This window comes from Mesorhizobium sp. P2_C7, from assembly GCF_056404515.1.
Window position 1 is genome coordinate 357,902 of sequence record NZ_JBFUDW010000005.1, and the last position, 22,800, is coordinate 380,701.

At 63.5% G+C, this 22,800-nt stretch carries 23 protein-coding genes; 16 read left to right on the forward strand and 7 right to left on the reverse strand.

Going from position 1 to position 22,800, the window contains the following annotated elements; translation table 11 throughout:
• Positions 1-4: 4 nt before the first annotated feature.
• From gndA to AC1D2G_RS13640, 6 genes are all read right to left on the reverse strand, one after another.
• Positions 5-1,432, reverse strand: a complete 1,428-nt coding sequence (gene gndA, locus AC1D2G_RS13615) for an NADP-dependent phosphogluconate dehydrogenase (protein WP_477227876.1) — start codon at positions 1,430-1,432, stop codon at positions 5-7.
• Between the two features lie 158 nt (positions 1,433-1,590).
• Entirely contained in the window at positions 1,591-3,195 is a 1,605-nt protein-coding gene (locus AC1D2G_RS13620; RefSeq protein ID WP_477414520.1) for a copper resistance CopC/CopD family protein, read from the reverse strand.
• Positions 3,196-3,284: 89 nt separating this feature from the next.
• Positions 3,285-3,803: a YcnI family copper-binding membrane protein gene (locus AC1D2G_RS13625; protein ID WP_457152188.1), complete on the reverse strand. Its 519-nt coding sequence runs from the start codon at positions 3,801-3,803 to the stop codon at positions 3,285-3,287.
• Positions 3,804-3,843: 40 nt separating this feature from the next.
• Entirely contained in the window at positions 3,844-4,380 is a 537-nt protein-coding gene (locus AC1D2G_RS13630) for a copper chaperone PCu(A)C (protein ID WP_457152187.1), read from the reverse strand.
• A 97-nt stretch (positions 4,381-4,477) separates the two neighbouring features.
• Positions 4,478-4,834, reverse strand: a complete 357-nt coding sequence (locus AC1D2G_RS13635) for a DUF2946 family protein (protein WP_095085006.1) — start codon at positions 4,832-4,834, stop codon at positions 4,478-4,480.
• 121 nt (positions 4,835-4,955) lie between these two features.
• A complete protein-coding gene (locus AC1D2G_RS13640; RefSeq protein ID WP_457152186.1) occupies positions 4,956-5,858 on the reverse strand; it encodes a GntR family transcriptional regulator in 903 nt (300 codons plus the stop codon).
• A gap of 228 nt (positions 5,859-6,086) precedes the next feature.
• Between AC1D2G_RS13640 and AC1D2G_RS13645 the strand changes: the two genes are divergently transcribed.
• The 6 genes from AC1D2G_RS13645 to AC1D2G_RS13670 all read left to right on the forward strand — a co-directional run bounded on the left by AC1D2G_RS13645 (position 6,087) and on the right by AC1D2G_RS13670 (position 13,837).
• Entirely contained in the window at positions 6,087-7,592 is a 1,506-nt protein-coding gene (locus tag AC1D2G_RS13645) for a UxaA family hydrolase (protein WP_457152185.1), read from the forward strand.
• Positions 7,593-7,739: 147 nt separating this feature from the next.
• Entirely contained in the window at positions 7,740-8,738 is a 999-nt protein-coding gene (locus tag AC1D2G_RS13650; protein WP_457152184.1) for an aldo/keto reductase, read from the forward strand.
• 338 nt (positions 8,739-9,076) lie between these two features.
• Positions 9,077-10,069 carry an ABC transporter substrate-binding protein gene (locus AC1D2G_RS13655; RefSeq protein ID WP_457152183.1) on the forward strand — a complete coding sequence of 331 codons (993 nt, stop codon included), beginning with the start codon at positions 9,077-9,079 and terminating at the stop codon, positions 10,067-10,069.
• A gap of 158 nt (positions 10,070-10,227) precedes the next feature.
• Positions 10,228-11,781 (forward strand): sugar ABC transporter ATP-binding protein, encoded by a 1,554-nt coding sequence (locus tag AC1D2G_RS13660; RefSeq protein ID WP_095084766.1) that lies wholly within the window; start codon positions 10,228-10,230, stop codon positions 11,779-11,781.
• The gene (locus AC1D2G_RS13665; RefSeq protein WP_477227872.1) at positions 11,778-12,746 is read left to right on the forward strand and encodes an ABC transporter permease; all 969 of its coding nucleotides are present in this window, start codon (positions 11,778-11,780) and stop codon (positions 12,744-12,746) included. Before AC1D2G_RS13660 ends, AC1D2G_RS13665 begins: the two co-directional genes overlap by 4 nt.
• A gap of 74 nt (positions 12,747-12,820) precedes the next feature.
• Positions 12,821-13,837: a zinc-binding alcohol dehydrogenase family protein gene (locus AC1D2G_RS13670; protein ID WP_477414522.1), complete on the forward strand. Its 1,017-nt coding sequence runs from the start codon at positions 12,821-12,823 to the stop codon at positions 13,835-13,837.
• Positions 13,838-13,939: 102 nt separating this feature from the next.
• Here the strand turns inward: AC1D2G_RS13670 and phnF are convergent, their stop codons facing one another.
• Positions 13,940-14,689 carry a phosphonate metabolism transcriptional regulator PhnF gene (gene phnF, locus AC1D2G_RS13675; RefSeq protein WP_477414589.1) on the reverse strand — a complete coding sequence of 250 codons (750 nt, stop codon included), beginning with the start codon at positions 14,687-14,689 and terminating at the stop codon, positions 13,940-13,942.
• Between the two features lie 120 nt (positions 14,690-14,809).
• Here phnF and phnG point away from each other — a divergent pair, with 120 nt between their 5' ends.
• The 10 genes from phnG (at position 14,810) to phnD (ending at position 22,774) form a co-directional block, all read left to right on the forward strand.
• Positions 14,810-15,271, forward strand: a complete 462-nt coding sequence (gene phnG / locus AC1D2G_RS13680; protein ID WP_477306798.1) for a phosphonate C-P lyase system protein PhnG — start codon at positions 14,810-14,812, stop codon at positions 15,269-15,271.
• The gene (gene phnH, locus AC1D2G_RS13685) at positions 15,271-15,882 is read left to right on the forward strand and encodes a phosphonate C-P lyase system protein PhnH (RefSeq protein ID WP_477414524.1); all 612 of its coding nucleotides are present in this window, start codon (positions 15,271-15,273) and stop codon (positions 15,880-15,882) included. The genes phnG and phnH overlap by 1 nt, the downstream gene beginning before the upstream one ends.
• A gap of 1 nt (position 15,883) precedes the next feature.
• Positions 15,884-16,996 carry a carbon-phosphorus lyase complex subunit gene (locus AC1D2G_RS13690; RefSeq protein ID WP_477414526.1) on the forward strand — a complete coding sequence of 371 codons (1,113 nt, stop codon included), beginning with the start codon at positions 15,884-15,886 and terminating at the stop codon, positions 16,994-16,996.
• Positions 16,993-17,886: an alpha-D-ribose 1-methylphosphonate 5-phosphate C-P-lyase PhnJ gene (locus AC1D2G_RS13695; RefSeq protein ID WP_477414528.1), complete on the forward strand. Its 894-nt coding sequence runs from the start codon at positions 16,993-16,995 to the stop codon at positions 17,884-17,886. The genes AC1D2G_RS13690 and AC1D2G_RS13695 overlap by 4 nt, the downstream gene beginning before the upstream one ends.
• Positions 17,883-18,659 carry a phosphonate C-P lyase system protein PhnK gene (gene phnK / locus AC1D2G_RS13700; RefSeq protein WP_477414530.1) on the forward strand — a complete coding sequence of 259 codons (777 nt, stop codon included), beginning with the start codon at positions 17,883-17,885 and terminating at the stop codon, positions 18,657-18,659. The genes AC1D2G_RS13695 and phnK overlap by 4 nt, the downstream gene beginning before the upstream one ends.
• 3 nt (positions 18,660-18,662) lie before the next feature.
• Positions 18,663-19,370, forward strand: coding sequence for a phosphonate C-P lyase system protein PhnL (phnL, locus tag AC1D2G_RS13705; RefSeq protein WP_477414532.1), 708 nt, complete (start codon positions 18,663-18,665; stop codon positions 19,368-19,370).
• Positions 19,367-19,984 (forward strand): DapH/DapD/GlmU-related protein, encoded by a 618-nt coding sequence (locus AC1D2G_RS13710; RefSeq protein ID WP_477414534.1) that lies wholly within the window; start codon positions 19,367-19,369, stop codon positions 19,982-19,984. Before phnL ends, AC1D2G_RS13710 begins: the two co-directional genes overlap by 4 nt.
• Positions 19,985-20,070: 86 nt before the next feature.
• On the forward strand, positions 20,071-20,781 hold the full coding sequence (locus AC1D2G_RS13715; RefSeq protein ID WP_477414536.1) for a DUF1868 domain-containing protein: 711 nt from the start codon (positions 20,071-20,073) through the stop codon (positions 20,779-20,781).
• Positions 20,782-20,915: 134 nt separating this feature from the next.
• Entirely contained in the window at positions 20,916-21,764 is an 849-nt protein-coding gene (gene phnC / locus AC1D2G_RS13720; protein ID WP_095084778.1) for a phosphonate ABC transporter ATP-binding protein, read from the forward strand.
• Positions 21,765-21,865: 101 nt separating this feature from the next.
• Entirely contained in the window at positions 21,866-22,774 is a 909-nt protein-coding gene (gene phnD / locus AC1D2G_RS13725) for a phosphonate ABC transporter substrate-binding protein (RefSeq protein WP_457153002.1), read from the forward strand.
• Positions 22,775-22,800: the final 26 nt, after the last annotated feature.

A 22,800-nucleotide genomic window follows, 5' to 3' on the forward strand; every position in this document is an offset into this window, starting at 1 on the left:
ATTTTCAGCCTGCCGCACCGCTGCCCCACGGCCCGTGGAATGCACCCGGTCCGTCGATACGCTCGAAGCCATGCGCGCCAAAGAAGTCGCGCTGCGCCTGGATCAGGTTCGAGGTGCCGCGGCCCTGGCGGTAACTGTCGAAATAGGCAAGTGCGGAAGACAGCGCCGGCACCGGGGAGCCTGCCTCCGATGCCCTTGCCACGATACGCCGCAGCGACGGATGCGCTTCCTGCATCAGGGCGATAAAGGCCGGCGCCATCAGAAGATTGGTCGATGCGCCGCCGGAACCGAACGCCTCGGCCATGGTGTCGAGCATCTGCGAGCGGATGATGCAGCCGGCGCGCCAGATCCTGGCGATGGTCGGCATCGGCAGGTTCCAGTTGAACTCCTTGGAGGCGCCGCTCATCACCGCAAAGCCTTGCGCGTAGGCGGCGATCTTGCCGGCGAACAGCGCCAGTTCGAGATCTCCAAGCAATGCGTCCCTGTCGCCGGAAATCTTCGTCACGCCGATATTGCCATAGGCTTTTTCCGCCGCCTGCCGCTCGTCCTTGATCGACGACAGCACGCGCGCCGCCACGGCCGCCTCGATCGCGGTCGCCGGAATGCCGAGCTGCTGCGCCTCGATGACCGACCATTTGCCGGTGCCCTTCTGGCCGGCGCGGTCGAGGATGATATCGACCACCGGCTTGCCGGTCTTCGGATCGTCTGCGGCCAGCACCTTGGCGGTGATCTCGATCAGGTAGGAATTGAGCCTGCCCTTGTTCCAGTTGGAAAACACCGTGCCGATATCCTTCGGCCCCATGCCGAGGCCGTCGCGCAGGATGCCGTAGATTTCGGCGATCATCTGCATGTCGGCATATTCGATGCCGTTGTGGATGGTCTTGACGAAATGGCCGGCGCCGTCGGTGCCGAGCCACGCCGCGCAGGGCTCATCGTTGAATTTGGCGGAGATCGCGGTCAGCACCTTCTCGACGCGTTTCCAGGAATCCTCGGTGCCGCCGACCATGATCGACGGCCCGTGGCGCGCCCCCTCCTCGCCGCCGGACACGCCCATGCCGATGAAAGTCAGACCCGAGCCCGAAAGCTCGGAGAAGCGCCGCATCGTGTCCCGGAAATTGGCGTTGCCGGCATCGATGACGATGTCGTTGGCCGACAGCACGCCACGCAAGGCTTCGATCTGTTCGTCGACCGGCTTGCCGGCCAGCACCATGATGATGATCGGGCGTGGCGGTCGGATCGCGGCGGCGAGTTCTTCCAGGCTGTAGCAAGGCACCACCATGTCCTTCAGCGCGCCGGCATTCTCGACGAAAGCGTCGGTGCGTGCCCTGGTGCGATTGAAGACAGCGATGCGGTGCCCGTGCTCGGCGATGTTGAGCGCCAGGTTGGAGCCCATCGTGCCAAGGCCGATCAGGCCGATTTCGGCTTTTTCCATCGTTTCTTCCCTGCTTTCGGATCTTGTTGGTTCGAGCTCGCGGTTTGCCGGGATGCCCATTCTTCGGCGAGATGATTGACGGGCCTTTCGGGCCGCGTCAACCGCCTCGCCGAATTGTGTTGCATCGGCCGAGTTCGGGGCACTTGGCGGTCCAGCTTTTACGGTCTGATATCGACAGGCGCTTCGATCTTCACCATCTCGAAGTCCGAGACCAGGATGTCGATGCGCACCGTCCAGCGGCCAGGAACCGGGATGACGAGGTCGTCGACACGCCAGCTGCCATCGCCGGGCTTGGTCGCGGCACGTTTGAGCGGCTCAATGCCTGAATCGGGCTTCGACAACACCAGCGTCACCTCCATGGCGTCGAGCGGTCCGAAATCGCCAGTCATGATGATCATCGAGGCGACGACCGGTCCGGTATGGCCGGGTGTGATGCTGAGATCCGCCATCGCTTGCAGCGCATGGATATGGACCGAAACCGGCTGCGCCGCGGCGATCGCCAGTGCCCGTGGCGGCGGCGTGAAGCGCCAGCCCGCGGCGACAGCGAAGATCGCCAGCACGATCAGCATTTCGACGCCGATCGAGCGGGCGAGCCTGCGCTGCACTTCCGTCGCTCCGGCCTCGGCCGATGCAGTGAGCTTCCAGCGATTGACGGCGGCAAGCGTGAACAGGAAGACCAGCAGCCCGAGCTTGATCAAGAGCAGCTTGCCATAAACGGTGCTGACCAGCGCCGCCGGCGTCTGCACCTGGATGACGGCAAGCACGATGCCGGCAGCGACAAGCACGGCCACCACCGGCACGATCATGCGTGAGAACCGCCGCAGGAATGGCGCGACCTCCGCCGACTGACCTTTCAGCGCCAGACAGAGCGGCATCAATGCGCCGGCCCAGAAGGCGATGCCGACGCCGTGCAGGAACACCATCGGTCGCGTCAGCCATTGCGGCTCGGCGGCACTGGCATGGCCACTGGCGGCCAGCGCAATACCCACACCGGCAAGTCCAGCCAGCGCGACCGGCTTGGCGGCCAAGCGTGGCCCGGCCAGCGACAGCAGGCCGAGCCCCAGCGCGATCAAGGCGGCCAGCACCGTCCAGCCGAAGCTGGTATCGAGCCCGGTCCGCCAGATGACCGGCTGCGCCAGATGGGAGAGCGGCGCCCCGAGCGCATCAAGCCCCTGCAAGCCGAGCGACAGCGGGGCCGCGACCAGCCCGCACAGGATTGCCCCGATAGCGAAACGCCGGCCGGACGGCCCGCCCTGGGTCAGCCAGGCAAGGGCGAAAGCGCCGCCGACGCCAAGGAAAAGACCAATGTAGAGAAGAACCTTGCCGAGCCAGATTGCCGACCGCTGCGGCCAGTCGACGGCCTCGGAGGCGACCGGCGGCTCCGTTGGTGCGCCAATGGAAAACAGCAGCGAGCCGCCGACCGGATGACCATCGGCGGAGATGACGCGCCAGCTCAGCACATGCGTGCCGGATTTGAGGTCCTGCGGATTGTCGATTTCGACCGTCTGGTCGCTGAGGCGGAAAGCGGTCAGCGGAACCGGCGTGCCGTCGGGCTTCACCAGCGTCAGCACCAGCGGTGAGACCGGCTCGCTGAAGGTCAGCGAGAACTGTGCCGGCCCCTGTGCCAGCACCACACCGTCGGCCGGGTCGGTCTTGATCAACGCGGCATGGGCAAAGGCCGGACTAGTCGAGGCCATGGCGATGAGCAGCATCATCATCGCCAGAAAGCCCCCGGCAACCCGGCTGACGAGCTTGCTGGCCATGTGAATCATCCGCAGTGAGGATATCGCGATCATGCCATTGCCATGAAATGGCGGCGCATTCCGCGAACGAAGTGCGCCGCCGAAAGACATCATTTCTTCGGCAACAGCTTGATGCCGGGCGCCGGATTTTCCAGGGCGTCTTCATCCTGTCCTGCTGCCGGGATCTCGATCCAGCGATCGGCGGCGCCGTCGCATTCCTGCACGACAGGGAAGTAGAGCTTCTGGCCCACGGGCAGATCGGCCGTCAGCGTCGCGCGGAATACAAACTCGTCATAGAATTCATCCGGCAGGCTGCCGCCGCTCCAGTCGACTTCCTTGACCCCATCGGTCACCGCCTGACCGTAGAGCTGGTAGGATTTGTCGTACTTGCCCTTCTTGACCTGCAGCGTCCAGCCCGGCTTCGGCATCGGCTTCACCGCGATCACCCCTTCCGGGATCTGCACGCGCACGGCGATCGTCGCCTTGCCGTCGCAACCATGCGGCACGCGCAAGACAGCCTTGTAGGTCGAGCCGACGGCCGCTTCCTGGGTTTCGAGCGTGATGTGCGCGAAGACAGCACTTGTCCCGAGGAGAAAAAGCGCACCGGCCGACAAAAGGTACTTGTTCATAATGGTCCCTCTGATTTCAGATTTTATCGAAATGGTGCGATCAATCGGCATGGTCGTCCGTGGCGCCGCCCATGCCCTCGACGGCGAAGTCGACGCTGACGGTGCCGGCCTTCTCGAAGGTCAACGTGGCGGAGAAGGTTTCGCCTTGCTTGGGTTGCCGTTTCAGGCCGATGAACATCAAATGATAGCCGCCAGGCGCCAGTGCGACCTTGCCGCCGGCCGGAATCTCCAGGCCGCCGGCAACGGGCCGCATGGTCATGACACCGTCCTTGACGCTCATTTCATGCAGTTCGGCCTTGTCCGAGATGTCGGTGGAAATCGACAGCAGCCGGTCCGACGTGCTGCCTTTGTTGGTGATGGTGAAATAGCCGCCGGCCACCTTGGCGCCTGCCGGCGTTGCACGTGACCAGGGGTGCCCGATCTCGAGATCGCCGATCTTGAACCCATGCGCGAAGCCGGTCTGGGCGCCGGCGAACAACAGCGCAAAAGCCAGTACGGCGATGCCAAGGCGCGCCTCGAAGCTGCGCAACAAGCTGCCGGGCATAGGACGCGCGGCGATGCGAAAAAATTGGGACATGGTTGCTCCATGAAGTGAAGGTCGCGCCGTTACCGGTCGCGGACAGTTTGATGTTTGGATGGGTACGCCCGCGAAAGGTTCCGCCGGGCAGACAGACTCAGGCCGTCCGCGGCGGCGCGCGCGGATTCGACGGCGAGCGCTCACGCGCAAAGTCGAGATGGATGGCCGCCGGAAAGACGAAGGCGACGGCCTCAAAGGAACGCGCCCCCAGTGCCAACCCGGCAACGGGTGGCGGCGCAAAGGCCGGCGAAAACATGCTGCAGCCAAGCACGCAACATGCCGGCAGATGCGACGGTGGCGGGTTGCCGCCAGGAAGCTGGGTCGCACCCTCACGGGTGCAGATGACGTTGCCGAAGGCATCGAGTTGTGACGCATTCGGCGCAGTGCCGAAGGCGAACGCACCGAGCGTCGACTGGAGCAGCAGCAGATGGGCCGCGACAAGCGCGACCAGAATGCTCCACCGCTTCTCCCGGCTGTTCAAACGATCTGCCTCATCAAGCAATCACCGGAGAGATACCTATCACGGGAGGGACAGGTCGAAAATCGGCAATTCGATGCTGCGGCAACGCGGCATATCAGGGTTTCAGGGGCGGCCGGCTCTCCGGGATCGAGGTCAGCAATGTCTGGCGCGCCGACTTCAGGTGCTTGCGGCAGGCGGCGTCGACCTTGCCGAGGTCGCGCGATTTGAGCGCCGCGATATAGGCGAGATGCTCACCGATCGCGACCTCGTTGCGCTCGCGCTCCTGCGCCTTGTTCCACTGGTAGTGATAGTGGAAGATCATGGCGATGACGTCGTAGAAATCGACGATGAAGCGGTTGTGCGACGCCCGGTGGATGAGCCGATGGAAGCGCTCATCCAGCTCCGAGAATTCGTTGAAGCGCGTGGCGATTTCGCTTGCCAGCTGGCGATGCTCGTCCTCCAGCCGGTCGAGATCGGTCCAGACCGCGCTGTCCTGCGGCAGAGCGGCGAAGGCCGCCGCCGACCGCAGTTCGAACATCTCGCGGATTTCGGTCAGTTCCAGCGCGAAGGCACGGGTAAAGCCCTTCAGCACCCAATGGCTGTTGCGGCGCTTCTCGATCAGGCCGAAGCGGGAGAAGCGGATCAGGAACTCGCGCACGCTGGTGGTGCCGACGCCGATCTCGCGCGCCAGTTCGAGCTCGTTGATCTGCATGCCTGCCTCGGCGCCGCTGGCGAGCAGCCGTCGCATGAACGACCGTTCGATGATCTCGGCTAGCGTGTCGGTCTCTTCCTCGGGGAAGAAATCATCGGGACGCGGTTCGCGCAGCACCGTCTTGGCGCGCTTGTTCCAGGCGATCAGCCCGGTCTCTTCCATGCGCGCCAAGATGGTGCGGACGGTCGTCCGGCTGACACCAAGCAATGTACCCAGCTCCGGCTCCGAAGGCAGGCTACGTGTTTCATCGAGCAGCCTGAGGCACCTGTTGTAGGCATCCTTGTAGACGTTGTTGCTCTTCGACATCCCTGACCCGTTGCACGCCGTCGCTTGCGGCTGCTGGCTTGAAGCGCAATATGACGTTCCCATGACCCCTGAAAAGCTAAATCGCTTTCGGAACACCCAAGGACATGCGGAACTCCCCAGCGAAAAAACAATTGACGCAAAACTGTTTTTTCACGATAAAAGACATTATCTTTTAACAGGCGCGTGTCAATCCGCCCGCGCATCCCAGGATCACCCAGGAAACCGCCCGTGAACGCCTCCAACAGCATTCTTCTGTCTCCCGCCGACAATGTCGCCGTCGCCAACGGCCGCATCGAGATCGGCACCACGCTGCCGGGCGGTGCCGTCGCCACTGCGCTGATCGAGCCCGGCCACAAGGTGGCCATCAAGCCGATCGCCGCCGGCGAGGCCGTGGTGAAATACGCCCAGGCAATCGGCCGCGCGACACAGGACATCGCGCCGGGCGAGCACGTTCATTCGCACAATCTGGTTTTCGAATCCGGCCGTTTGCCCGTAGTGCCGCCGAGCGAGGCCGAGCATGCGACAGAAGCCGACCGCAGCCGCACCTTCATGGGTTATCGCCGCGCCGATGGTCGTGCGGGTACGCGCAACTTCATCGGCATCATCGCCAGCGTCAATTGCTCGGCCACGGTTTGCCATGCCATCGCCGACCAAGCCAACCGGACCCTGCTGCCGAAATATCCCGGCATCGACGGTTTCGTCCCGATCGTCCACGGCCAGGGCTGCGGCATGAGCGGCACCGGCGACGGCATGATGGTGCTGCATCGCACGCTCGCCGGCTACGCCCGCCACCCCAATTTCGGCGGCGTGCTGATGGTCGGGCTCGGCTGCGAGGTCAATCAGCTCACCCTCTATGGCCAGAAGGGCGCTGCCGCCGGCAAACGCCACTTCAACATCCAGGACGCGGGTGGCTCGCGCAAATCGGTCGAAAAGGCGATGCTGGTGCTGGCCGAGATCGCGGAGGAAGTCGGCCAGCTGAAGCGTGAGCCGATCCCGGTCAGTGAGATCGTCGTCGGCCTACAATGCGGCGGCTCCGACGGCATGTCTGGCATTACGGCCAATCCGGCGCTGGGCGCAGCCGTCGACATCCTGGCCGGCGTCGGCGGCATCGGCATCCTTTCAGAAACAACCGAGATCTATGGTGCCGAGCACCTGCTCGCCTATCGCGCGGCAACACCGGAGATCGCGCAGAAGCTCGACGGTTTCGTCAAGTGGTGGGAGGATCACGTCGCCAAGCATGGCGCCTCGATCGACAACAACCCCTCGCCCGGCAACAAGCGCGGCGGCCTTACCACCATCCTGGAGAAGTCGCTGGGCGCGGTCGCCAAGGGCGGCCAGACGCCGCTCAACGGCGTCTTCGGCTATGCCGAAAAGGTCACCGGCAACGGACTGGTGTTCATGGACACGCCCGGCTACGACCCGGTCTCGGCCACCGGACAGGTGGCGGGCGGCGCCAATGTCATCGTCTTCACGACCGGCCGTGGCTCGTGCTTCGGCTGCCGGCCGACGCCGTCGATCAAGGTCGCCAGCAACTCGACCATGTATCACACAATGGAAGAGGATATGGACGTCAACTGCGGCGTCATCGCCTCGGGCGAGAAAACCATCGCCGGCATGGGCCGCGAGATCTTCGAACTGATCGTCGAGACGGCTTCCGGCCGCAAGACCAAGAGCGAGGATTTCGGCTACGGCGACAACGAGTTCGTGCCCTGGCATCTTGGTGCAACGCTCTAACCCGTTGTTTTTGCGTAATTCCCAAGGGAAAGCGCTATGCGCTTTTCCCGGGAAAACCGTTACACGTCTTTCCAGGAATTGCTCTAGATTGAACTGACATCTGAAGGCTGCCAACCGGACAACGGTCGGCAACAGGGAGGTTTTCGCATGAACAAGCGCCGCATCGGTCAGACCGCGCTCGAGGTCACCGAGATCAGCTTTGGCGGCGCCGCGATCGGCGGTCTCTACCGCGCCTGTTCGCGCGAGTCGGCAATGGAAACGCTGCAAGGCGCCTGGGAGGCCGGCCTGCGTTATTTCGACACCGCACCCTTCTACGGTTTCGGCCTGTCGGAACGCCGCTTCGGCGACTTCCTGCGCTACAAGCCGCGCGACTCCTATGTGCTGTCGACCAAGGTCGGCCGCCTGTTCCGCCCCGTGCCGGACGACCGTGTTCCCGATCACTCCTATGTCGACCCGCTGCCGTTCGCGCTGGACTATGACTATTCCTATGACGGCATCATGCGTTCGGTCGATTTCAGCTATGCGCGGCTTGGCCTCAACAAGATCGACATCCTGTTCGTCCACGACATCGGCGCCTATACGCATGGCGTCGAGAAAACCAAACTGCATTTTCGCGAGTTCATGGATGGCGGCCTCAAGGCACTCGAAGAGCTGAAGCGTTCCGGCGTCATTTCCGCCTATGGGCTTGGCGTCAACGAGGTCCAGATCTGCCTCGATGTGATGCGTCGCGCGCCACTTGATTGTATCCTGCTCGCCAGCCGCTATTCCTTGCTCGACCGCAGCGCCGAAGCGGAACTGCTGCCATTGTGCAGGGCACAACAAACGTCACTGGTCATCGGCGGTGTGTTCAACTCCGGCATCCTGGCGACCGGGCCTGTGCAAGGCGCGCATTTCGACTACCTGCCCGCCAACCACGACGTGCTGGACCGCGTCGGTGCGATGGAAAGGATCGCCACCGAGGGTGGCTATCCGCTGGCCGCTGCCGCGTTCCAGTTCCCCTTGCATGAACCCGCGGTCGCCACGGTGCTGACCGGCACCGCCAAGCTGGCAAACCTGACCCGCAACCTCGAATTGCTCGACGTCGACGTGCCCGAGGCGGAATACGCCAGATACCGACCCTATACTCTGGTGCAGGAGCTGGCGTGAAGCTCCCATCCACCCCCCCGTGAAAGCTGACCCATGCTTCACATTCTTGCGATCTCATAAAAGAATGAATATTCCATATTGACTAAAGAGTGGAATTAATATTCCATGTCTTCACGGAACGGAACGGGAGCATTTGACGGCGGCAAGGGAGGAGTGGCGCGGTTATTTTGCCCCTGCCAGACCTCGGCAGGGTTGAAGCGAAACACCGCTTGCATCGGACAGGTCGATGCACTATCAAAACACTGTAAATGTTTTTTATTGATAAAGTTCTGTTTGGGCCACGCCTATCCGGACGGAGCTTCCGTAACGTTCACCGGGCGACTTAGGGAGGATTCCTAATGAAATTCGTAACCAGCATTCTCAACCGCCGCGCCGTGATGACGTTGGCAGCAGCTTCGATGCTCGCCGGCGTCATGCACTCGGCGCCGGCCTCGGCGGCGGACGTGACCATTCCGATCATCGTCAAGGACACGACGTCCTTCTACTGGCAGATCGTTCTGGCCGGCGCACGCAAGGCCGGCAAGGACCTGGGCGTCAACGTACCGGAACTCGGCGCCCAGGCTGAAACCGACGTCAACGGCCAGATCTCGATCCTCGAGAATGCCGTCGCCGGCAACCCGGCCGCCGTCGTCATCGCGCCGACCGAAGCCAAGGCGCTTGGCAAGCCGATCGACGAAGCCGCTGCCAAGGTCAAGGTCATCGGCATCGACTCCGGCGCCGACTCCAAGGCCTTCACCTCGTTCCTGACCACCGACAACGTGCAGGGTGGCCGCGTCGCCGCGGACGGTCTTGCAGCAGCCATCGGCGAAGCCAATGGCGGTAAGGTCGAGGGCAAGGTCGCGTTGATCACGGCACTTCCCGGTGCCGGCTCGCTGGAACAGCGCGCCCAGGGCTTCAAGGAACAGCTCAAGGCAAAATATCCGGGCCTCGAGCTCGTCGCCGACAAATATGCCGACGGCCAGGCCACCACCGGCCTCAACATCGCCACCGACCTGATCACTGCCAATCCGGACCTGAAGGGCATCTTCGCCTCCAACCTGATCATGGCGCAGGGCGTCGGCCAGGCGATCGCCGAGAACAAACTTGCCGGCAAGGTCGGGCTGATCGGCTTCGACAGCGACGAGAAGCTGATCAAGTTCCTCAATGACGGCGTCATTTCCGGCCTCGTCGTCCAGGACCCGTACCGGATGGGCTATGACGGCATCAAGACGGCGCTCGCCGCCTCGAAGGGCGAGAAGGTCGAGGCCAATGTCGACACCGGCGCCAACCTCGTCACCAAGGCCAACATGAAAGACCCGAAGATCGACGCCCTGCTCAACCCGAAGCTCTGAGCCGTCGCATCCAAATCGTTTCCGGGGCCTCGCGCCCCGGAAACATCCACTGCCGGCACAAACGGCTTGGCAATCCACAAGCTTGAGCTAGGCTGCCTTTCGAGGCCTATCTTTGCCTTGCAGCGTGCCAATCGTGAGGCCAATCTGGGAGGATTGTCATGACGTCGACGGCGCAGGACCTGCATCCGGCACCCGTGCTGGAACCAGGGCGGACCATCCTCGAATTGCGCGGGCTGGAGAAGCGCTATCCCGGCACCCACGCGCTGAAGCCGGTCAACCTCGCTTTCAAATCCGGCGAGATCCACGCCATCGTCGGCGAGAACGGCGCCGGCAAATCGACGCTCATCAAGCTTCTCACCGGCGTCATGCCGCGCACCTCCGGAGAGGTGATCTGGGAGGGCCAGCCGGCAGCCTTGGCGACACCGCATGAGGCGATGGCACTCGGCATCAATGCCGTGCACCAGGAGGTCGTGCTCTGCCGTCACCTGACGGTGGCAGCCAACATGTTCCTCGGCGAGGAGAATTCGCGCTTCGGCATCCTGCAGCAACGCGCCATGGTCAAAGAAGCACAGAAGATCATCGACGATCTAGGCTTCGATCTGCCCGCGCATGTCACGCTCGGCGACCTCACCATCGGCCAGCAGCAGCTGATCGCCGCCGCCCGCGCCACCGTGCGCGGCACGAAATTCCTGATCTTCGACGAGCCGACCGCCTACCTGACCCGCAAGGAGGCCGACCAGCTCTTCACCCTGATCCGCCGGCTGAAGGGCGAGGGCGTGACGATCATCTACATCAGCCACCGCATGGAGGAAGTGTTCGAGCTGGCTGACCGTGTTTCCGTGCTGCGCGACGGCACGCTGGTCGGCACCCGCAACATCGCCGAGACCAACGACGCGGAGCTGGTCAAGATGATGATCAACCGCTCGATCGAACAGATCTACCACAAGGAACATTTCACACCGGGCGCGGCGATCCTCGAATCCAGGAACCTTTCCGGCAAAGGCTTCGAGAATGTATCGATGACGGTCCGAGCCGGCGAAATCGTCGGGCTCTACGGCCTGATCGGCGCCGGGCGCAGCGAGTTCGTCACCACGCTTTACGGCCGCCACCGTAAATCGGCCGGCCAGATCCTGTGGGAAGGCAAGCCGGTCCAGATCAACTCCGAGCATGACGCGATCAAGCTTGGCATGGCGCTGGCACCGGAAAGCCGTCGCGATCAGGGTCTCTGCCTCAACCTTTCGGTCGGCCTCAATCTCAACCTGCCGATCTACAAGCGCATCTCGAACAATCTGCTGATCTCCAATGCGCAGGAAAGGACCCAGGCCGACCGCCAGATCGCCGATCTCAGGATCAAGACGCCGACGCGCAGTGCACTGGCGTCCAGCCTGTCCGGTGGCAACCAACAGAAGATCGTCATCGGCAAATGGCTGGCCCACGGCGCCAGGCTGTTCATCTTCGACGAGCCGACGGTCGGCGTCGACGTCGGCACCAAGGCCGAGATCTACCGCCTGTTCAGCGTATTGTTGTCGAAGGGAGCCGGCATCATCCTGATCTCGTCCTACCTGCCCGAGGTTTACGAACTGGCCGACACGCTGCACGTATTCCGCCGCGGCAAACTGGTCGCCACGCACGGGTTCCGCACCGCCGACCATGAGGAAATTCTCACACAGGCGCTCGCCGAGAAACAAGAAAAGCTGGGAGAACAGATATGAGCACCGAGGCGATTCCTGCCGAAAAACCGAAGCGCAACTACAATGCCCTGTTCGGGCTGACGCTGCTGGCGCTGCTGGTGCTTCTGTGGGTCATCCTGTCACTGTCGACATCAAGCTTTGCTTCGGCCAACAACATCTCGAACCTGCTGCGCCAGGGCTCGATGATCGCCATCCTGGCCGTCGGCCAGACCTTCGTCATCATCACCGGCGGCATCGATCTTTCGGTCGGCGCCGTGGTTGGCTTCGCCACCGTCATAGCCGCGATGCTGATCAATGCCGGCATCCCGGTCTTCCTCGCCATCCTTATCACCTTGCTGGTCGGCGTCGCCATCGGCCTGTTCCATGGCTTCGGCATCGTCAAGATGGGGCTGCCGCCCTTCATCATCACGCTGGCAACGCTGACGTCGTTGCGCGGCATCGGTCTTTTGATGACCAACGGCAATTCGATCTCGATCAACAACGATGCCTTTCAGGAATTCTCGCGCAACTCCTTCCTCGGCGTCCCAAACCTGTTCTGGATGGTGATCCTGGTCGGCATTCCGGCCTACATCTTCCTCCATCACAGCCGTTGGGGCCGGTATTTGTTCTCAGTCGGCTCCAATGCCGAGGCCTCGCGCCTGTCCGGCGTCAATGTCCAGCGAACCATCTACATGGCTTACACGCTGTCGGGTCTCTGCGCGGCGTTCGTCGGCGTGTTGCTGGCCTCACGCATCGGCATCGGCAACCCGACCCAGGCCGAGGGTTGGGAACTGCAAGCGATCGCGTCGTCAGTGATCGGCGGCACCTCGCTGTTCGGCGCGGTCGGCTCGGTGCACGGGCCGCTGCTCGGCGCCTTCATCCTGGCCACCATCAACAACGGCGCCAATCTCTTGAACGTCAACGCCTTCTGGCAGCGCATCATCACCGGCGCGCTGATCATCATCATCGTCTATTTCGACGGGCTGCGACGCCGCGGTAGCAAGTGACAATAATTTGAGATCGATCGCCGGCCCTGTCGCGAAAATGGGCCGGCGATTTTCATGACAAACTGGATTGAAGCATGAAAGCCGTCGTCTGCCGCTCGCCTGGCGAGCTCGTCCTGGAAGACCGTCCGGCGCCGAGCGCGCCACCTCCCGGCTGGGCGCTGGTGGCTGTCAGCCATGTCGGCATCTGCGGCACCGACTATCATATCTTCGAAGGCAAGCACCCATTCCTCGCCTATCCCCGCATCATGGGCCATGAAGTGTCGGGAACGATCGTCGAGACCGGCGAAGGCGTTGCACTTTCCGCTGGCGAGCCGGTGGTCATCAATCCCTATCTTTCCTGCGGCAAGTGCATTGCCTGCCGGCACGGCAAGCCGAATTGCTGCGTCAAGATCGAGGTGCTCGGCGTCCATCGCGACGGCGCCATGTGCGAACGGATTCTGGTGCCGGCACAAAATCTCTATCCGGCAAACGGCCTGTCGCTGGCCGACGCCGCCGCTGTCGAGTTCCTGGCCATCGGCGCGCATGCTGTGCGACGCGCAAGCGCCGATCCCGGCGCCCGCACGCTGGTCATCGGCGCCGGTCCGATCGGGCTCGGCACCGCCATCTTCGCCGGCATCGCCGGGCTTGACGTGACGCTGCTCGACATGAGCAGCGAAAGGCTTGCCTTTGCCGCGAACGAGCTCGGCTTCCAGACCCTCGACGGTTCGCGCGGCGCGGTGTCTGATCTGGTCGGGCAAGCGACCGCTGGCGAAGGCTTCGATGTGGTCTTCGACGCCACCGGAAACACCCAGTCGGTGCAGTCGGCCTTCGCCCATGTCGCGCATGGCGGAACACTGGTGCTGGTCAGCGTCGTCAAGGACGACATCACCTTCTCCGATCCGGAATTCCACAAGCGCGAGATGACCCTGATCGGCAGTCGCAATGCGTTGCGCGCCGACTTCGACCACGTCGCCGCCTCGATCCGCAATGGCGCCGTGCCATTGGCCAAGCTCGTCACCCACCGCACCACGCTGGCCGGCACGCCACATGATCTCGCACGCTGGGCACACGAGAAATCCGGTCTGATCAAGGCTGTGATAGAAGTCGGATGAGTGCAATCCTGGAAAAGTTTGAAGCGGTTTTCCCGGGAAAAGCGCTTAGCGCTTTCGCTAAGGGAATTGAATTCGACAATCTAGGCAACCGGCGGTCTCGGCTCACAACGCCGACAATTTGAGTTCGACCCGCTCGGCCGGGAACCGTGACTCGGAAAACTGGATCGGCTGGCCGTCGGGCGTGACGTTGACGGCGACCGTGACCAGCACGATGGCGCCAGGCTGCAGGTCTAGGTCGGCAAGGTCGGCGGCATCGGCATGGCGTGCTGACAGCATTGTCGATTGCCTCAAGTAATCCTCTATGCCGAAACGTGCCAGCGATGCGGTGATCGAGCCGGTTTCAGCCATGGCGGCATCGATGCCGGCAAAGCGCCTGGCCTCGAACCAGCCCGCAGCACGCGACACCGGGCGACCGTCGGCTTCGCCGCGTGTTTCCAGCCGGATCACGTTTGTTCCCCTCGCTAAGCCCAGCCCCTCGGCGACGCGCTGGCTGGCCGGCTCCACCGACGAGGCAAGCAGGACTATATGCCGTTCCGACGCCTGCCCTTGCAGGCCTGCCGAAAACCGTGTGCGCGCGCCGATCGGATAGGACAGCCGCTTGCGCGACAGCACGAAGGTGCCACGTCCCTGTTCGGCCCGCAGCACCCCTTCCTGCACAAGGGCTGCTATGGCACTGCGCACCGTGTGACGGTTGACGCCATAGCGCTCGGCCAGCGCAACCTCCGGCGGCAGCGCTGCATTCTCGGCGAAATCGCCGATGGCGATCGCATGCAGGATCTTGTCGGCGATCTGCCGCCACAGCGAGACACCACTCCGCCGCTCGATGCTGTCCGCTGCCAACTGCCCGACCATTAATTGCCCCAGCCTCCGATTGCTTGTCATCCACCCGTCATGGACTCGCGCTAGATAATAGGTATAATTTGTATAGTTGTCTATATCAATAGACAAATCTAGCCAAGAGGAATGTTGCTCATGCGAGGACAGGAAGCCCGCGATCAGGCCGAGCGCAAGGCCGCCATGGCAACACTGGCGCAATCCAGCGGCGATGACGTCGTCCGGCTCTGGAACGCTACCGGGCTGCCCTCGGAAGCTGAGCTGCTGCGCGGCCCGGAGACCGGCTTGGTCACCGTGCGCGGCCGCATCGGCGGTGGCGGCTCCCCTTTCAATGTTGGTGAGACGACCGTTACCCGCGCCACTGTCCGGCTGCCGTCCGGACAGGTCGGCCATTGCTACGCGCTTGGCCGCGACAAGCAGAAGGCGAGGCTGGCGGCAATCGCCGACGCGTTGTGGCAGGACCCGGCGCGTCGCGCCGAGGTCGAGACCGGGCTCATAGCGCCTCTGCGGTCGGCTCTGGCCACGGCGCATGAACGGCGCCGCGCCGAGACGGCGGCAACGAAGGTGGATTTCTTCACCATGGTTCGCGGAGAAGACTGATGGAGATCGCAGCGCAATCGATCGAAGGCGGATTCGCCGATCCGGTCTTCGACGCCCAGATCGTGTTTCGCGCGGTCATGGACGCGATGGCGCGGCCGGGCAGCGTGCAACCCCTGCCCGCCTTCGCCCGCCCGCCGGTGCCGCTTTCAGCGACCGCCGGCGCCGTAGCGCTGGCGCTTTGCGACAACGACACCCAACTCTGGCTCGACCCGGCTTTGCAGCCCTCTACCGCGATCAAATCCTGGCTTGGTTTCCACACCGGTGCGCCCTTGGCCAACACGCCGGCCGATGCGCATTTCGCTTTGATCGCCACGCCGGCCGAGATGATGGCGCTCGATGGTTTTTCGCAAGGCACGCAGGACTATCCCGACCGCTCCACCACGCTGATCCTGCAAGTCAGTGATCTCGTTTCGGGTGCCCCGCTGCTGCTCGAAGGCCCCGGCATCGAAACCAGTGCCACGATCGCGCCGGCGCAGATGCCGCGTCATTTCGTCGAACAGTGGAAGCAGAATAACCAGCGCTTTCCGCGCGGCGTGGATATCATCCTCGCCACATCGGATGGCGTCGCCTGTCTGCCGCGCACAACGCGCATCAAGACGATGGGGGCCTGAGATGTATGTCGCGGTAAAAGGTGGCGAAGCGGCCATTGCCAACGCCCACAGCCTGCTCGCCGACCGCCGGCGCGGCGACCGTTCGGTGCCCGCCCTTCGCCTCGACCAGATCGTCGAACAGTTGGCGCTTGGCGTCGACCGGGTGATGAGCGAAGGCTCGCTCTACGACCGGGAACTGGCGGCGCTTGCCATCGTCCAGGCGCGCGGCGACCTGATCGAGGCGATCTTCCTGGTGCGCGCTTATCGCACCACGTTGCCGCGCTTCGGCTACTCCAAGGCGATCGACACTGCCACCATGCTGGTCGAGCGGCGCGTTTCGGCGACCTACAAGGACCTGCCCGGCGGCCAGCTGCTCGGCCCGACCTTCGACTACACGCACCGGCTGCTCGACCCTGAGCTTGCCGCCGGCGGCGATGTCGCCGAGCCGCTGCAGCGCGAGACCGAAACGCAGGCCATGCCGCGCGTTTCTGCGATCCTTGCTCGCGAGGGCCTGATCGAGCCGGATGGCGAGATGCCGCAGGACCATGTCCCCGGCGACATCACCTGCGAGCCGCTGGAATTCCCGATGGCGCGCGACATCCGCCTGCAGGCGCTGTCACGCGGCGATGAGGGCTTCTTGCTGGCGCTCGGCTATTCCACGCAGCGCGGCTATGCCCGTAACCATCCCTTCGTCGGCGAGATCCGCATCGGCGAGGTCGAGCTGGAACTGGATGTCCCCGAACTCCCGTTCGCCGTGCCGCTCGGCACCGTGCGGATCACCGAATGCCAGATGGTCAACCAGTTCAAGGGCTCGGCCAAGGCGCCGCCGCAATTCACCCGCGGCTACGGCCTGGTCTTCGGCCAGAGCGAGCGCAAGGCGATGGCGATGGCGCTGTGCGATCGGGCATTGCGCGCTTCGGAACTCGGCGAAGATGTCGTCGCCGCCGCGCAGGACGAGGAGTTCGTCATCTCGCATTCCGACAATGTCCAGGCTACCGGCTTCGTCGAGCACCTAAAGCTGCCGCACTATGTCGACTTCCAGGCCGAACTCGACCTCGTGCGCCGCATGCGCGCCGAATATGACGCCCGCGAAAACCCGGTGAAGGCGGACGACAAGAGGGAGGCCGCGGAATGACCGCTCAACCGACAGACATCGCCACCTACAACTTCGCCTACCTCGACGAGCAGACCAAGCGGATGATCCGCCGCGCGATCCTCAAGGGCATCGCCATCCCCGGCTATCAGGTGCCGTTCGCTTCGCGCGAGATGCCGATGCCTTATGGCTGGGGCACCGGCGGCGTCCAGGTCACCGCTTCGATCATCGGCCCCGACGATGTCTTGAAGGTCATCGACCAGGGCGCCGACGACACCACCAACGCGGTCTCGATCCGCGCCTTCTTCAAGAAGGTCGCCAACGTCGCGGTGACGACCGATACCGCGAGCGCCACCATCATCCAGACCCGCCACCGCATCCCCGAGCATCCCCTGACGGCGGGCCAGGTGCTGGTCTACCAGGTGCCGATCCCCGAGCCCTTGCGCTTCCTCGAGCCGCGCGAGACCGAAACGCGCAAGATGCATGCGCTGGAGGAATACGGCCTGATGCATGTCAAGCTCTACGAGGACATCGCCAGGCACGGCCGCATCGCCACCACCTATGCCTATCCGGTCAAGGTCGAGGGTCGCTACGTGATGGACCCGTCGCCGACGCCGAAATTCGACAATCCCAAGATCCACCGCTCGCCCGCTTTGCAGCTGTTCGGCGCCGGCCGCGAAAAGCGTATCTATGCCGTGCCGCCCTTCACCGAAGTGGTCAGCCTCGACTTCGAGGACCATCCGTTCGAGGTGCAGACCTTCGACCAGCCCTGCGCGCTGTGCGCGGCCGAGAATGTCTATCTCGACGAGGTCATCCTCGACGACCACGGCGGCCACATGTTCGTCTGCTCCGACACCGATCACTGCGAGAAGCGGCGTGAAGAGGGTCATCTTGGCCATCTTGCCCCAGAGACGATGGAGCCGGCGCAATGACCGACGAACCATTGCTGCGCGTCTCGGCGCTCTCCAAATTCTACGGCTCGCGCGTCGGCTGCGACAACGTCTCCTTCGACCTGTGGCCCGGCGAAGTTCTGGCTGTGGTCGGCGAGTCCGGTTCCGGCAAGACGACCCTGCTCAACTGCCTGTCGACCCGGCTGTTGCCGAGTTCCGGCACCGCCAGCTACCGCATGCGCGACGGCCAGTTCCGCGAGCTCTACCGGATGAGCGAGGCCGAACGCCGCTTCCTGATGCGCACCGACTGGGGGTTTGTCCACCAGAACCCGGCCGACGGCCTGCGCATGACGGTGTCGGCCGGCGCCAATGTCGGCGAACGGCTGATGGCGGTCGGCGACCGCCACTATGGAAAGATCCGCGCCACGGCCGTCGACTGGCTGTCGCGCGTCGAGATCGACGAAGACCGCATCGACGACGAGCCGCGCGCCTTTTCCGGCGGCATGCGCCAGCGCCTGCAGATCGCCCGCAACCTCGTCACCGAGCCACGGCTGGTGTTCATGGATGAGCCGACGGGCGGCCTCGACGTCTCGGTGCAGGCACGCCTGCTCGACCTGCTGCGCGGCCTGGTCACCGACCTCGGTCTCGCCGCCATCGTCGTCACCCACGACCTTGCCGTGGCGCGTCTTCTGTCGCAGCGCATGATGGTGATGAAGGATGGCCGCGTCGTCGAAAGCGGTCTCACCGACCGCGTACTCGATGACCCGCGCGCGCCCTACACCCAGCTTCTCGTTTCCTCGATACTTCAGGTGTAACCCATGCCGACGCCCCTCGTTGTCTCCGACGTCGCCAAGAGCTTCGCCATGCATCTGCGCGACGGCATCAAATTGCCTGTCGTGGCCGGTGTTTCGTTCTCGATCAGGGCTGGTGAATGCACCGTGCTCGGCGGCCCGTCCGGTGCCGGCAAGAGTTCGATCCTGAAGATGCTCTACGGCAACTACGCCGTTGACGAGGGCCAGATCATCGTCAAGCACGATGATGGGCTGATCGATCTCGCCACCGCCAGCCCGCGCACCGTGCTTGCCATACGCCGGCAAACGATCGGCTATGTCAGCCAGTTCCTGCGCACCGTGCCGCGCGTCTCGGCGCTGGACGTCGTCGCCGAACCGCTGGTCGAGCGCGGCGAGGACCGCGAGAACGCGCGCGGCAAGGCACGCGCCTTGCTGGCGCAGCTCAACCTGCCGGAAAAACTCTGGGCGTTGCCGCCGGCAACCTTCTCCGGCGGCGAGCAACAGCGCGTCAACATTGCGCGCGGCTTCATCACCGAGCACCCGATCCTGCTGCTCGACGAACCGACCGCCTCGCTCGATGCCAGGAATCGCGACGTTGTGATCGAACTCATCGCCGCCAAGAAGGCCGCGGGCGTCGCCCTGCTCGGCATCTTCCACGACCACGACGTGCGCGAGGCCGTCGCCGACCGCATCATCGACGTCACCGCTTTCGCGCCCGGAAAAATCGCCGCATGACGAAAAAGTTGTCAGAGACGCCGCTGATCCACCCGACGGCGGACGTGCAGAACTCGACGCTTGGCCGCTGGACCGAGATCGCCGACAGAAGCCGGGTTTCCGAGAGCATCCTCGGCGACTATTCCTACATGATGCAGGACTGCGCCGTCTGGTGCGCGACGATCGGCAAGTTTTCCAACATTGCAGCCAGCGTGCGCATCAACGCCACCAACCACCCGACGTGGCGGCCGACGCTGCACCATTTCACCTATCGCGCTTCCGACTATTGGGACGACGCAGAGCACGAAAGTGAATTCTTCGCCCAGCGCCGCGCCAAGCGGGTCACCATCGGCCACGACACCTGGCTCGGTCACGGCTCGACCATCCTGCCCGGCGTCACTGTTGGCGATGGCGCCGCGGTCGGCGCCGGTGCCGTCGTCTCGAAGGATGTCGCACCTTACACCATCGTCGGCGGCGTGCCGGCCAGACCAATCCGCGAGCGTTTCGACCGCCGTACCGCCGAACGCTACCAGGCGCTCGCCTGGTGGGACTGGGACCATGCCAAGCTGCGGACAGCACTGGATGATTTCCGGGAACTGTCGGCCGAGGCCTTTCTGGAAAAATATGGCGAATAGGCGATCACATCATTGTCATGGGTGAGCCTGTTTCATCTCCCTGACACATCGCCGGGGCGGGACGCCATCTGCCCTGGAGATCGCAAATGCCTGTTTCTGTCAGACCCTCGCTCGCCGGATTCTTTGCCGGCTCCAATCCGAAGCCACCCGTTCATCTCGGCACGCGCTACGACATGTCGGGCAATTTCCTGATCGAGCCCGGCAACACGGTCGTCAGCCATCTCGTCAGCGGTTCGCCCTCCGAGGCCGTGGTGCTTGAGGTGCGCGACCGGATGCTGGCGATGCCCGATGCCGACCGGCTGGCCTTCACCCCCGTCTCCAGCCTGCACATGACGCTGTTCCAGGGCATCATCGAATATCGCCGCCGCTTGCCTTACTGGCCGCATGACGTGCCGCTCGACACCAGCATCGACGCAATGACCCGCCTCTATTTGGAACGCCTGAAGGGTTTTAAGGGCTTAGGCCCGTTCAACATCAAGGTGGTCGAAATCGTACCGACCGGCCTCACCGTCGCCGGCGCGACCGACGAGGACGTGCGCATCATGGGCGCATGGCGCGATGCCTTGGCGGTGCCGTTCGGCTACCGGCATCCCGACCATGACAGCTACGTCTTCCACATCACCTTCGCCTATCAGATCCAGCGTCTTGCGGATGACAGGGCGGCCGTATGGCAGCAACTGTTCGATGACTCTCTCGCGCTTTTCGCGCGGCAGGCTCCGGCGATCGAGATCAAGGCGCCGGCCTTCTGCAGCTTCAGGGACATGGAGCATTTCGAGGAGTTGCAGGTGCTCAGCTGATCGACACCACCAGGCGCCTGACGCCGCGCCTGTGGGCAGTAACAAAACTGACATCAATCCGACACCGCAGGTTCATGGCGCTGCGCTAGCGAAGTTCTTAACAGACCTTCAACGCGACTGGACTGGAAACGACCATGTCAGCCACGCTCGAAATCCGCGGCGTCACCCGACGATTTGGCAAGAACACTGCCGTCAGCGATATCAACGTCTCGATCCCGCAGGGTCAGATGGTTGGCATTATCGGCCGTTCGGGTGCCGGCAAATCAACCCTTCTTCGCATGATCAATCGTCTCATCGATCCCAGCCAGGGATCGATTTTTTTTGACGGCGCCGAGGTTTCCCAGCTCCGCGGTTCGCCGCTCCGGCGCTGGCAGCGCGACTGCGCCATGATCTTCCAGCAATTCAACCTGGTGCCGCGCCTCGACGTGCTGACCAATGTGCTGCTCGGCAAGCTGAACCACCGTTCGACCATGTCGAACCTGCTCGGCATGTTTTCCCGCGCCGAGTGCGCCGAGGCGGTCGCCGCGCTCGAGCGGCTCGACATTGCCCGCACCGCAATGCAGCCTGCCGGTACTTTGTCGGGTGGCCAGCAGCAGCGCGTCGCCATTGCCCGCGCCATGATGCAGCAGCCCAAGGTGATCCTCGCCGACGAGCCGATCGCTTCGCTCGACCCACTCAACGCCAAGGTGGTGATGGATTCGCTGCAGGACATCAATCTGCGCGAAGGCATCACCGTCGTCACCAATCTGCACACGCTGGACACTGCCCGCGCCTACTGCAACCGCATCATCGGCATGGCCGCCGGCAAGGTCGTCTTCGACGGCCCGCCGGAAGAGCTCAACCGCGAGGCCGTCCGCCTCGTCTATGGCGCCGACAGCAATGGCGGCGAAATCTCCGAGGCCATCACCTCGACCAGCATCGCCTACAAGCAAAAGATCACTGCATCCGCCGGACCGCTCGAGCCCGCATTCCCGGGATATTGAGTCAAGAAAGAGCGACCTGGATCGCCAGCCCGCGTCAAGGGCACCTGTCAGAATAACCAACGCTACCGGCGCGGGGCCGGAACCCACAGGAGAGATATCCAATGTTCAGGAAGATGGTTTTCAGCGCCGTTTCGGTGCTCGCCATGGCAACCAGCATGGCCCACGCCGCCGATATGAAGGAATTCCGCGTCGGCATCCTCGGCGGCGAGAACGAAACCGACCGGCTGCGCAACTACCAGTGCCTGGCCGACCATCTGAAGGCCGAATTCGGTTTCGAGAAGGTCTCGCTGTTCCCCGCCGCCGACTATGACGGCGTCATCCAGGGCCTGCTCGGCGGCACCCTCGACTTCGCCGAACTCGGCGCTTCCGGCTATGCCAGCATCGCCCTCAAGGACCCGAAGGCGGTAACCCCGATCCTCACCACCCAGCAGACTGACGGCGCCACCGGCTACTATTCGATCGGCCTGGCGCTCAAGTCTTCCGGCATCACCGACATCAAGTCGGCCAAGGGCAAGAAGCTTGGCTACGCCGATCCGGATTCGACCTCCGGCTATCTGATCCCGCTGACCCAGATCCCGAAGGACACTGGCGCTTCGAACGAAACCTTCTTCGCTTCGACCCAGTTCAATGGCGGTCACGAGAACAACGTCCTGGCCGTGCGTGACGGCAAGGTCGACGTCGCGGTGGACGATTCCTCGGGCATCGGCGATTTCAAGAACGGCTACACCTCTGGCACCTTCCACAAGGAAGTCGCCAAGGGCGCCGTCGACCCTAACGACTTCGTCGAAGTCTGGCGCTCGGGCCTGATCCCGAACGGCCCGCTGGTCGTGCGCACCGCGCTCGGCGACGACATGACCGCCAAGCTGACTGCCTTCTTCACGGCCCTGCCGGCCAAGGACAAGGCTTGCTTCGAGGGCGTCGAAGGCGGCGATTTCACCGGCTACGTTCCGGTGAAGGCGGACTTCTACAACGTCATCGTCGAAGCCCGTAAGGCGGCCATCGGCGGCTAACGGCAAAAATCAGAAGGGCGGTGTTG

Coding starts and splice junctions, on each gene's coding strand:
- AC1D2G_RS13710 (WP_477414534.1), top strand. CDS start 19,367: ATGACGAAAAAGTTGTCAGAGACGCCGCTGATCCACCCGACGGCGGAC.
- phnF (WP_477414589.1), bottom strand. CDS start 14,689: ATGGTCGGGCAGTTGGCAGCGGACAGCATCGAGCGGCGGAGTGGTGTC.
- phnL (WP_477414532.1), top strand. CDS start 18,663: ATGCCGACGCCCCTCGTTGTCTCCGACGTCGCCAAGAGCTTCGCCATG.
- AC1D2G_RS13630 (WP_457152187.1), bottom strand. CDS start 4,380: ATGTCCCAATTTTTTCGCATCGCCGCGCGTCCTATGCCCGGCAGCTTG.
- AC1D2G_RS13620 (WP_477414520.1), bottom strand. CDS start 3,195: ATGGCCAGCAAGCTCGTCAGCCGGGTTGCCGGGGGCTTTCTGGCGATG.
- AC1D2G_RS13655 (WP_457152183.1), top strand. CDS start 9,077: ATGAAATTCGTAACCAGCATTCTCAACCGCCGCGCCGTGATGACGTTG.
- AC1D2G_RS13665 (WP_477227872.1), top strand. CDS start 11,778: ATGAGCACCGAGGCGATTCCTGCCGAAAAACCGAAGCGCAACTACAAT.
- AC1D2G_RS13625 (WP_457152188.1), bottom strand. CDS start 3,803: ATGAACAAGTACCTTTTGTCGGCCGGTGCGCTTTTTCTCCTCGGGACA.
- AC1D2G_RS13715 (WP_477414536.1), top strand. CDS start 20,071: ATGCCTGTTTCTGTCAGACCCTCGCTCGCCGGATTCTTTGCCGGCTCC.
- AC1D2G_RS13690 (WP_477414526.1), top strand. CDS start 15,884: ATGTATGTCGCGGTAAAAGGTGGCGAAGCGGCCATTGCCAACGCCCAC.
- AC1D2G_RS13640 (WP_457152186.1), bottom strand. CDS start 5,858: ATGTCGAAGAGCAACAACGTCTACAAGGATGCCTACAACAGGTGCCTC.
- AC1D2G_RS13670 (WP_477414522.1), top strand. CDS start 12,821: ATGAAAGCCGTCGTCTGCCGCTCGCCTGGCGAGCTCGTCCTGGAAGAC.
- AC1D2G_RS13695 (WP_477414528.1), top strand. CDS start 16,993: ATGACCGCTCAACCGACAGACATCGCCACCTACAACTTCGCCTACCTC.
- phnH (WP_477414524.1), top strand. CDS start 15,271: ATGGAGATCGCAGCGCAATCGATCGAAGGCGGATTCGCCGATCCGGTC.
- phnC (WP_095084778.1), top strand. CDS start 20,916: ATGTCAGCCACGCTCGAAATCCGCGGCGTCACCCGACGATTTGGCAAG.
- phnK (WP_477414530.1), top strand. CDS start 17,883: ATGACCGACGAACCATTGCTGCGCGTCTCGGCGCTCTCCAAATTCTAC.
- phnD (WP_457153002.1), top strand. CDS start 21,866: ATGTTCAGGAAGATGGTTTTCAGCGCCGTTTCGGTGCTCGCCATGGCA.
- gndA (WP_477227876.1), bottom strand. CDS start 1,432: ATGGAAAAAGCCGAAATCGGCCTGATCGGCCTTGGCACGATGGGCTCC.
- AC1D2G_RS13650 (WP_457152184.1), top strand. CDS start 7,740: ATGAACAAGCGCCGCATCGGTCAGACCGCGCTCGAGGTCACCGAGATC.
- AC1D2G_RS13660 (WP_095084766.1), top strand. CDS start 10,228: ATGACGTCGACGGCGCAGGACCTGCATCCGGCACCCGTGCTGGAACCA.
- phnG (WP_477306798.1), top strand. CDS start 14,810: ATGCGAGGACAGGAAGCCCGCGATCAGGCCGAGCGCAAGGCCGCCATG.